Raw genomic sequence first — 9,445 nt, 5'->3', positions numbered from 1 at the left:
AATGGCGATGGCGCCAGGGCTGGTGCTGCCGGAAAGAAGAGTGCGGCATTACCCAAGGGCGGTAAAAAAGAAGCCGCAACGTTATCCGCTGCGGCCTCCATTAAGATCTTAACTGACAAGCATTACGTCATGATGACGGCATTTTTTTGGCTTCAATAACGGCAGGTCGTCATAAATGGCGAGCTGACCCTTTTGCTGGGCAGGCAATCATTACCCCCACCCTTTACAGGCAGCGCATTGATGCGCACCGAAACCGAATGACGCTTAACGCTGCAATTCGTCCAGCGCAGGCGCATCCAGATGCGACACATCGCCTGCCGTCTCGACCACCCAACCTGCAGCCAGCCACGCGCTCTGTTGATGATCCACGCGTGAAATCGAGCAGTTGCGCAGGCGCAAACGGCGCTCAGCGTGCGCCGGCAATCCCAATAGCGTACTCACTAACACGCCTAACGCCATACCGTGACTGACAATCAACGGACGGCTGCCCGCTGGCAGTTCGAGCAACGCGTTCAGCGCTTCGTGCATGCGCGTCGCCATCTCCAGCATCGATTCACCGCCAGGGATGCGGCCGTCTTGGGTGCCATCCACCAGCGTTTTACGCCAGCTCTCCTCTTCCGGCGTTAAGCCATCAAGGGGGCGCTGTTCGAGACAGCCCATATTCAGCTCACGCAAACGTGCATCAACCGTGACCGTACAACCGCAGGCATCCGCGATGATCTCGGCGGTGCGGCGCGTGCGGCCTAAATCGCTGGCGATCACATGGGTGATGCCCTGCGATTTCATCCGTTCACCCACTTGTTGGGCCTGTTGCTCACCTTTTTCCGTCAGCGGACTGTCGGATTGACCTTGAATGCGTCGGGCCGCATTCCATACCGTTTCGCCGTGACGAACAAGATAGACCTGTAGCATGCTTAATTTCCGTTATACTGCGACAAATTTGCCTTGAGGGTTCAAACAATTATGTACCACGTTGTCGCAGCCACCATCAACCCGGCAAAAATCCGCGCGATTGCTCAGGCGTTCAACGACGTCTTTGGTGAAGGATCCTGCCATATTGAAGGGGTCGAGGTCGAGAGCGGCGTTGCCGCACAGCCGTTAAGCGATGTCGAAACGCGAACTGGCGCACGTACCCGCGTGGCAAATGCGCGTTTGCAGCGTCCTGAATCTGACTACTGGGTCGCGATTGAGGCCGGCATCGAGGGCGATTGTGCCTTTGCATGGATGGTGATTGAAAACGCCCAGCAGCGCGGCGAATCGCGCTCCGCCAGCTTCACCTTGCCGCCGATTGTCATGGCGGGCTTAGCCGCCGGACACGAACTCGGTCACGAAATGGCACGCTTAACCGGCGTTGATAATATCAAGCAGAAAGGCGGCGCTATCGGCGCGTTTACCAACGGTCTGTTGAGCCGCTCAAGCGTTTACCACCAGGCGCTGATACTGGCACTCTGCCCGTTCACCCATCCGCTGTATCAGCAGTAATTAATGGCGGCCTAAGCGCGCTTCCAGCCAGCGTTTCAGCTCAGGAGGCGCTTCTTTCAGACTGTTAGAGCCACGCGTGATGGTGGCGATACCGACGCCCAGCTCATTCTTCAGCTCGCGCTGGCTCATGTCGCCGTTCATCAGCTCTTCGATAATGCGCAGGCGTGTGCCAAACGCTTCACGTTCATCGGGCGTCATCATCAGTTGCAACAACGGCAACGACACACCGTCCGCGAAAGCGTTCTGCATCAAATCGATAAAACGCAGCCAGTTATCTTCAACAGGCTGAGCCGCATCCGGCTGGGAAGAAAGAGGTTGGCTCATGAAGGGCTTCCGTACTCATTAGCGAGTACGGAAGCATAGCACAGCTAGTAACGGCGATTCCACTCGCCATCGGCGAGAATCTTATCCGGCTTGCCCATGAAGTAACGGTAGTAGGCGTCATACGCCAGCACGTTTTTCACGTAGCCGCGTGTTTCTGAGAACGGAATGGTTTCGATAAACGCCACTGCATCCAGTTTGCCACCGCTGTTATTCAACCAGCTGCGTACCCTGCCCGGCCCGGCATTATAGGCCGCCGAGGAGAAGATGCGGTTCTGATCGAACTGCTGATAGACGTATTCCAGATACTGCGTACCAATCTGGATATTGGTCTGTGGGTCGAGCAACTGGCTGCTGTTCACATAGCCGGGGATGTTGTACATCTTCACGGTATGGCTGGCCGTGGCTGGCATCACCTGCATCAAACCACTGGCACCGACCGGCGAACGCGCTTTCGGATTCCACGCACTCTCCTGGCGGGAGATCGCCATGGCATAGCTCTGCGGAATACCTTTATCGCTGGTGTATTGCTGATACAGATTGCGCCATGCCAGCGGGAAGCGCTCTTTCAGGCTATCCCACATTTTCGCGGTAATGGTCGCCTGCACGCTGAGATCCCACCAGTCCTGCTCGTTGGCGTAACGTGCCAGCATCTGTTGCTGCGAATGGGTCTTGCTGGAGATCAGATTGGCCCACTCACTGCGCGCCAGGTTATCCAGCCCCCAATACATCAGCTCACGCACGCGCGCCAGTTCAGGCCCCTGCACCACCGAGCTGTCTGCCGCCGGGGCCTGATCGATCTGCAACGGATATTCCACGCCGAGACGTTGCGCCGCCACCATCGGGTAGAAACCACGAGCCTGCATCAGTTTACGCAGAATCTCATCGGCTTCTTCTTTGCGCCCCTGAGAAATCAGCAGATCGGCTTGCCAGTATTGCCACTCATCTTTCTCTTTGGCTTCAACCGGTAAACGCGCGATCCAGGTGTTCAGTCCACGACGATCGTTCTGACTCAGCGCCAGACGCACGCGACGCTCCACCAGCGCGGTGGATTCACTGTTCATCACCACTGCATCACGCCAGCGCGCCTGCTCGGAGGTCAGATCGGCGCCCATCATGCGCCACACCACGGTTTCCTTAAGATCCTGCTCTTCCGCCGGGCTCATTTTCTGCGCCTGCACCAGTTGCGGGATCATCATGCGCGCATTATCCATGTCTTCACGCGCGACGCGGGCAAAGGCATAACTGGTGGCCATACGGGTGAAATCGGTCGGACCGAGGCTGCTGGCAAAAGTGGTGACGGTCTGCGGATTTTGCTGCAGCGCAATCAGCGCGCTGGAAGTGGTTTGATAATCCGCCGGCAGCATTTTCGCCAGATAATTCACCAGGCTGTCGTTGCCGGCTTTCATCGCCAGGCGAATACGTTCGAGGATGGTGATCGGCGACATCTGTCCGGACGCTTGCCACACCGAGAACAGCTGATCGCAGTCATTCGGTAGCGCGGAACCGCGCAGCCAGATCGATTTCGCGCCATCAAACGCCACCTGCTGCTGGCCGGTAGCCCACTTGGCGTAATACCAGTTACAGCGCGCCTGCACCGGTTTGGGCTCATCCGGGCTAAAGCTCAGCACGCCCTGCCAGTCCTGACGATGTGCCAACACGTTGACGAAGCGTGTCGAGAGTGAACGCGCCGGTGGCAGCGTTGGATATTGCTGAATGAAATTCTTCACCGCCAGCGGCGTCTCTTGATCGAGATCCTGCGCCAGCAAACGGTATTGCAGATACGGATAGAGCGGATAATCCTGCAGCGTTGGCATCAGCTGCGAGACCTGGTCCATTTGATTGTTATCCCAGGCTTGTTTGATTTGCGCATAGCGCTGTCTTTGTTGATCCAGCGAGTCGGCCCACACGCTGCTGGCCGTGCTGACCAGACAGATCCCTATCATCCAGTTACGCCACTTCTCCACTCTACTCTCCTCTCTGCTGCGATCCAGCTCATGCCAGACTTAACTCATGCTAACCAGGCCAACGGTCTCTTGCCATGTTCTTCACAAAATTTACGCAGGCGCACCGTGATTGCACACCGTCTGCGCTGTGACTGTGCAAATTATCATCACAAAATCCTATGTCATATCAATTAGCTACAGCTATTCATTTACTTACAAAAATGGCACGCGCTTTGCTCTGTTGAATTCCATCTTGTATACCAGTTGGAATTCACTCATGGCAGCAACCTTCGGATACACGCTTCAGGATTGGCAACACCGCTATCAGCAGGACCCACAGTGCATCAGCACCTTGTTGGCAGCACACCTCGACGCCATCGACCAGCAGGATAACGCCTGGCTGTATGTCGCTTCGCCCGCACAGCTGCAGGCGCAAATTGAACCCTTGCTGGCCAGTTACTTGCGCAATCCCGCTGCACTGCCGCTGTTTGGCGTGCCGTTTGCGGTGAAAGACAATATCGATGTGGCAGGCTGGCCGACCAGTGCCGCCTGTCCGGCCTTAACCTATACAGCTGAATCTGATGCCTTTGTGGTCGCACAGCTTAAAGCGGCCGGTGCGGTGGTGATCGGCAAAACCAACCTCGACCAATACGCCACTGGGTTAGTCGGCACGCGTTCTCCGTTCGGTGCGGTAAGCAACACCTTTAACCCCGAGTATGTTAGCGGTGGTTCCAGCTCCGGTTCTGCTTCGGTGCTGGCGCGCGGCCTGGTGGGCTTCTCGCTAGGCACCGATACCGCCGGTTCCGGTCGCGTCCCGGCAGGTTTTAACAACATCGTCGGTCTGAAACCGACCAAAGGCTGGTTCTCGGCCAGCGGCGTAGTGCCTGCTTGCCGTTTGAATGACACCATCTCCGTCTTCGCTCTGACGGTGGAAGATGCCTTCACCGTTGCCACCGCCGCAGGCGGTTACGATGCGGGAGACGCCTACTCACGCAACAATCCGCACACCGCGCCTGCCAGCTTTAAGGCTCGACCTGATTTCGCCATTCCTGCCACGCCTGAATTCTTTGGTGATAAGCAGGCCGAAGCAGCCTGGTTACGTGCACTGGAGCAACTGCAAGCGGGCGGTGCGACGCTGCACCCTATCGACTTCACCGCATTCCACCAACTGGCGGAACAGCTTTATTACGGCCCGTGGGTTGCCGAGCGCACTGTCGCTGTCGGTGAGATGATCAATCGCCCGGAAGAGATGGACCCGGTGGTGTACGGTATTGTCAGCAGTGGCCTGAAATACACCGCCGTCGAGGCTTATCAGGCGGAATACCTGCGCGCTGAGCTGACGCGTCAAATCCAGCAAACCCTGGCGCAGTTTGATGCGCTTGTGGTGCCGACCTCGCCAACCATTCACACGCTGGAAGAGATGAAGCAGGAGCCGGTGCATTACAACTCGCAGTTTGGCACCTACACCAACTTCACTAACCTTGCTGACCTTAGCGCACTGGCGCTGCCTGGTTCGTTCCGCGCCGATGGCCTGCCTGCGGGCATCACGCTGATTGCGTCTGCCTGGCAGGATCGCGCGCTGGCAGGCTTCGGCATTCAGTGGCAACAGCAGATGGCGCTGACGTTAGGCGCGACCGGCAAAGCTCAGCCCGCTCAATACACCGCCTTCCCGGTGTCTGCCGATCACGTACGCGTGGCAGTGGTCGGTGCGCACCTCACCGGCATGCCGCTCAATTTCCAGCTCACCACCCGCAATGCGGTGTGGGTGGAAGAGACACAAACCGCCAGTCACTACCGCCTGTTTGCCCTGCTCGATGGTCCGATCAAAAAACCCGGCCTGCTGCGCGGTGACAGCGGTGCCGCCATCACCGTGGAACTGTGGGATATCCCACTCGCGCGCTTTGGCGAATTCGTGGCGGAAATCCCGGCACCGCTCGGCATTGGATCTCTGACGCTGGCTGATGGTCGCGTGGTGAAAGGCTTTATCTGTGAACCGGCGGTGCTGTCGCAGGCGCTGGAAATTACCGAATTTGGCGGCTGGCGCAACTGGCTGGCCTCTCAGGGGAGTAAATAACCATGTTCAGCACCGTCCTGATCGCTAACCGTGGCGAAATCGCCTGCCGTGCGATTCGCACCCTCAAGCGCCTCGGCGTGAAAAGCGTCGCCGTTTACTCCGATGCCGACCGTAACGCGCGACATGTCAAAGAAGCCGATGTGGCGATTGCCCTCGGCGGTGACAAAGCCAGCGACAGCTATTTGCGCATCGATAAAATTCTGGCTGCTGCTAAAGAGACCGGCGCAGAAGCCATCTGGCCGGGCTACGGCTTTCTCTCCGAAAGCCTGCCGTTTGCCGCCGCCTGTGAAGAGGCGGGGATTGCATTTGTTGGTCCGACGGCGCAGCAGATTGGCGAGTTTGGCCTGAAGCACCGCGCGCGTGAACTGGCGGCTAGCGCAGGTGTGCCGATGACGCCTGGCACACCGCTGCTCAACTCGCTGGAAGAGGCGCTCAGCGCGGCAGAAAACATCGGTTATCCGGTGATGCTAAAAAGCACGGCGGGCGGCGGCGGTATTGGCTTAACCCGCTGTGACGACGCCGATGCGCTGCGCAATGCATGGGAGAGCGTACGTCGTCTTGGCGAACAGTTTTTCAGTGATGCAGGCGTGTTCCTGGAGCGCTTTATCGACCGCGCGCGCCACGTTGAAGTGCAGATTTTTGGTGACGGCAGCGGCAAAGTGATTGCCCTCGGTGAGCGTGACTGCTCATTACAGCGTCGCAACCAGAAAGTGGTGGAAGAGACCCCGGCACCGAACCTGCCGCAGGCGACGCGTGAGGCGCTGCTCTCATCGGCCGTGCGTCTGGGCGAGTTAGTGAGCTATCGCAGCGCCGGTACCGTGGAATACATCTACGACGCCGCACAGGATGCGTTCTATTTCCTCGAAGTGAACACCCGCTTGCAGGTTGAGCATCCGGTGACGGAGTGTGTGACCGGGCTCGATCTGGTGGAGTGCATGCTGCAAGTCGCCGCCGGTGATGCCATCGACTGGGCGCGACTGCAGCAGGCCCCCAAAGGCGCATCGATTGAAGTGCGTATCTACGCCGAAGATCCGTTGAAAAACTTCCAGCCAAGTCCCGGCACCCTGACCGGCGTCAGTTTCCCGGATGGCGTGCGCGTGGATGGCTGGATCGATACCGGCACCGAAGTCTCAGCATTTTACGATCCGATGATTGCCAAACTGATTGTTCACGCCGACACGCGTGAAGCGGCGCTGGCAAAAATGCAGCAGGCGCTGGATGCCACGCAGCTGCACGGCATCGCCACCAACCTCGATTATCTGCGCCAGATTGTGGCCACCGAAGCGTTCAGCAGCGGCAAAGTCTGGACGCGTTTCCTCGACAGCTTTACGCCGTCCGCCAGCGTGATTGAAGTGCTGCAACCCGGCACCTTCAGCAGCATTCAGGATTTCCCTGGCCGCCTGGGCTATTGGGATATTGGCGTGCCACCTTCAGGCCCGATGGATGACTTCGCTTTCCGCCTCGCAAACCGCATTGTCGGCAACCACGACAGCGCCGCCGGGCTGGAGTTTACTTTGCAAGGCCCGACACTGCGTTTCCACAGCGACGCAGTCATTGCCCTGACCGGCGCAGATTGCCCGGCAGAACTGGATGGCGCAAGCCTCGATTACTGGCAACCAATCAGTGTAAAAGCAGGCCAGACGCTGACGTTAGGCCGTGCGCAAAGCGGTTGCCGCACTTATCTGGCAGTACGCAACGGTTTCGATGTGCCGGAATATCTGGGCAGCCGTTCTACCTTCTCACTCGGCCAGTTTGGTGGTCATGCCGGACGCACCCTGCGCGTCGCCGATATGCTGCCGATCTCCCAGCCGCTGCTGGCCGCCTGCACCACGCCCGCGCCGATCAGTGAACCGCAAGCGCTCGATCACGTGCTGGTGCCGCACTATGGCAACGAATGGCGCATCGGCGTGCTGTACGGCCCGCACGGCGCGCCGGATTTCTTCACCCAGGCTGCCATCGACGAGTTCTTTGCCAGCGACTGGCAGGTGCACTACAACTCCAACCGTCTCGGCGTGCGCTTAGTGGGACCCAAACCGACCTGGACGCGTGCCAACGGCGGCGAAGCCGGGCTGCACCCTTCCAACGTACACGACTGCGAATACGCAATTGGCGCGGTGAACTTTACCGGTGACTTCCCGGTGATCCTGACCCATGACGGCCCGAGCCTCGGCGGCTTCGTCTGTCCGGTGACGATTGCCAAAGCGGAGCTGTGGAAAGTCGGTCAGGTAAAACCGGGCGACCGCATTCGCTTCCATCCGGTCAGCGCCGACGAAGCGGTGGCGCTGGAGAAAGCCCAGGCGCACAGCGTGGAAACCTTGCGCAGCACTCATGCGCCAGCCTTTGAGGTGCCCTCACTGGCGGCCAGTGACATCGGCTCAGCCACCTTACTGGCGGCGTTGCCTGCGACATCGACTACGCCAGCGGCGGTTTACCGCCAGGCCGGAGATAAATATGTGCTGATTGAGTACGGCGATAACGTGCTGGATCTGGCGCTGCGTCTGCGTGTGCACCTGCTGATGAATGCGCTGCGTGAACGTGCGGTGCCCGGCGTCGAAGAGCTGTCACCCGGCGTTCGCTCACTGCAGGTGCGCTATGACAGCCTGATCCTCAGCCAGAAACAGCTGATGAATCTGCTGCTGGAACTGGAAGCCGGACTCGGCGATGTCAGCCAGCTGAAAGTGCCTTCGCGTATCGTCTGGATGCCAATGGCATTTGAAGACAGCGCCACGCTCGGTGCGGTTGAGCGTTATCAGGAAACCGTGCGCGCTACCGCGCCATGGCTGCCGAACAACGTTGATTTTATTCAGCGCATTAATGGGTTGGAGAGTCGCGAAGCGGTGCGCGACACCATTTTCGATGCCAGCTATCTGATTCTCGGCCTGGGCGATGTCTACCTCGGCGCACCATGCGCAGTACCGATCGATCCGCGCCATCGCCTGCTCAGTTCCAAATACAGCCCGGCACGTACCTTTACCGCCGAAGGCACAGTCGGTATTGGCGGCATGTACATGTGCATCTACGGGATGGATTCACCCGGTGGCTATCAGCTGGTGGGCCGCACGCTGCCAATCTGGAACAAATTCCTCAAGAACGACCAGTTCGCGGCGGATGAGCCATGGCTGCTGCACTTCTTCGATCAGGTGCGCTTCTATCCGGTTACCGAAGATGAACTCACGCAACTGCGCGATGACTTCCGCGAAGGCCGCGCCACGGTACGCATCGAAGAGACGCTGTTTGATTTTGCTGCCCACCAGCAATTCCTCGCTGAACACGCCGACTCAATTGCCGAATTCCGTCAGCGCCAGTCAGCCGCTTTCGAACAGGAAGTGACGCTGTGGGCACAGGAAGAGCAGAACGCGCCGCTGACCAGTGAAGAGACGCTGATGGCCCCGGAAGCCGACGAAGATGCGCTAGCGGTCTGTGCCGATATGAACGGCAACATCTGGAAAGTGCTGGTGCAGCCAGCTGACGCGGTGGAAGCCGGTCAGACGCTGATCATCGTCGAAGCAATGAAAATGGAACTGGCGATTGTCGCGCCGCAGGCCGGCACGGTGAAACGCATTGCCTGTCAGGCAGGACGTCCGGTGAGTCCGGGCGACACTCTGCTGTGGCTGGAATAAGG

Annotated in this window: 6 protein-coding genes; 3 read left to right on the top strand and 3 right to left on the bottom strand. The window is 58.7% G+C overall.

The window, feature by feature from the left end; all coding sequences use genetic code 11:
* Positions 1-264: 264 nt before the first annotated feature.
* Complete coding sequence (gene gpmB, locus FD737_RS15925) at positions 265-912, bottom strand: 2,3-diphosphoglycerate-dependent phosphoglycerate mutase GpmB (protein ID WP_038649182.1); 648 nt, start codon at positions 910-912, stop codon at positions 265-267.
* 51 nt (positions 913-963) lie between these two features.
* Between gpmB and yjjX the strand changes: the two genes are divergently transcribed.
* Positions 964-1,482, top strand: coding sequence for an inosine/xanthosine triphosphatase (gene yjjX / locus FD737_RS15920; protein ID WP_160833988.1), 519 nt, complete (start codon positions 964-966; stop codon positions 1,480-1,482).
* Here yjjX and trpR read toward each other — a convergent pair whose 3' ends face one another.
* Complete coding sequence (trpR, locus tag FD737_RS15915) at positions 1,483-1,806, bottom strand: trp operon repressor (RefSeq protein WP_038649187.1); 324 nt, start codon at positions 1,804-1,806, stop codon at positions 1,483-1,485.
* Between the two features lie 44 nt (positions 1,807-1,850).
* Positions 1,851-3,770, bottom strand: coding sequence for a murein transglycosylase (gene sltY, locus FD737_RS15910; protein ID WP_058959378.1), 1,920 nt, complete (start codon positions 3,768-3,770; stop codon positions 1,851-1,853).
* 256 nt (positions 3,771-4,026) lie between these two features.
* On the opposite strand from sltY, the gene atzF reads away from it, so the two are divergent.
* Both atzF and uca read left to right on the top strand, forming a co-directional pair.
* A complete protein-coding gene (gene atzF, locus FD737_RS15905) occupies positions 4,027-5,823 on the top strand; it encodes an allophanate hydrolase (RefSeq protein WP_160833987.1) in 1,797 nt (598 codons plus the stop codon).
* A 2-nt stretch (positions 5,824-5,825) separates the two neighbouring features.
* A complete protein-coding gene (gene uca, locus FD737_RS15900; protein ID WP_160833986.1) occupies positions 5,826-9,443 on the top strand; it encodes an urea carboxylase in 3,618 nt (1,205 codons plus the stop codon).
* Positions 9,444-9,445 lie beyond the last annotated feature (2 nt).

The sequence above is a fragment of the Pantoea sp. Seng genome (genome assembly GCF_009829935.1).
Lineage (GTDB): Bacteria > Pseudomonadota > Gammaproteobacteria > Enterobacterales > Enterobacteriaceae > Pantoea > Pantoea communis.
The sequence above is the reverse complement of the archived record's forward strand: the minus strand, read 5'-3'. Positions and strand labels throughout refer to the sequence as shown.

Coding starts and splice junctions, on each gene's coding strand:
- yjjX (WP_160833988.1), top strand. CDS start 964: ATGTACCACGTTGTCGCAGCCACCATCAACCCGGCAAAAATCCGCGCG.
- trpR (WP_038649187.1), bottom strand. CDS start 1,806: ATGAGCCAACCTCTTTCTTCCCAGCCGGATGCGGCTCAGCCTGTTGAA.
- gpmB (WP_038649182.1), bottom strand. CDS start 912: ATGCTACAGGTCTATCTTGTTCGTCACGGCGAAACGGTATGGAATGCG.
- atzF (WP_160833987.1), top strand. CDS start 4,027: ATGGCAGCAACCTTCGGATACACGCTTCAGGATTGGCAACACCGCTAT.
- uca (WP_160833986.1), top strand. CDS start 5,826: ATGTTCAGCACCGTCCTGATCGCTAACCGTGGCGAAATCGCCTGCCGT.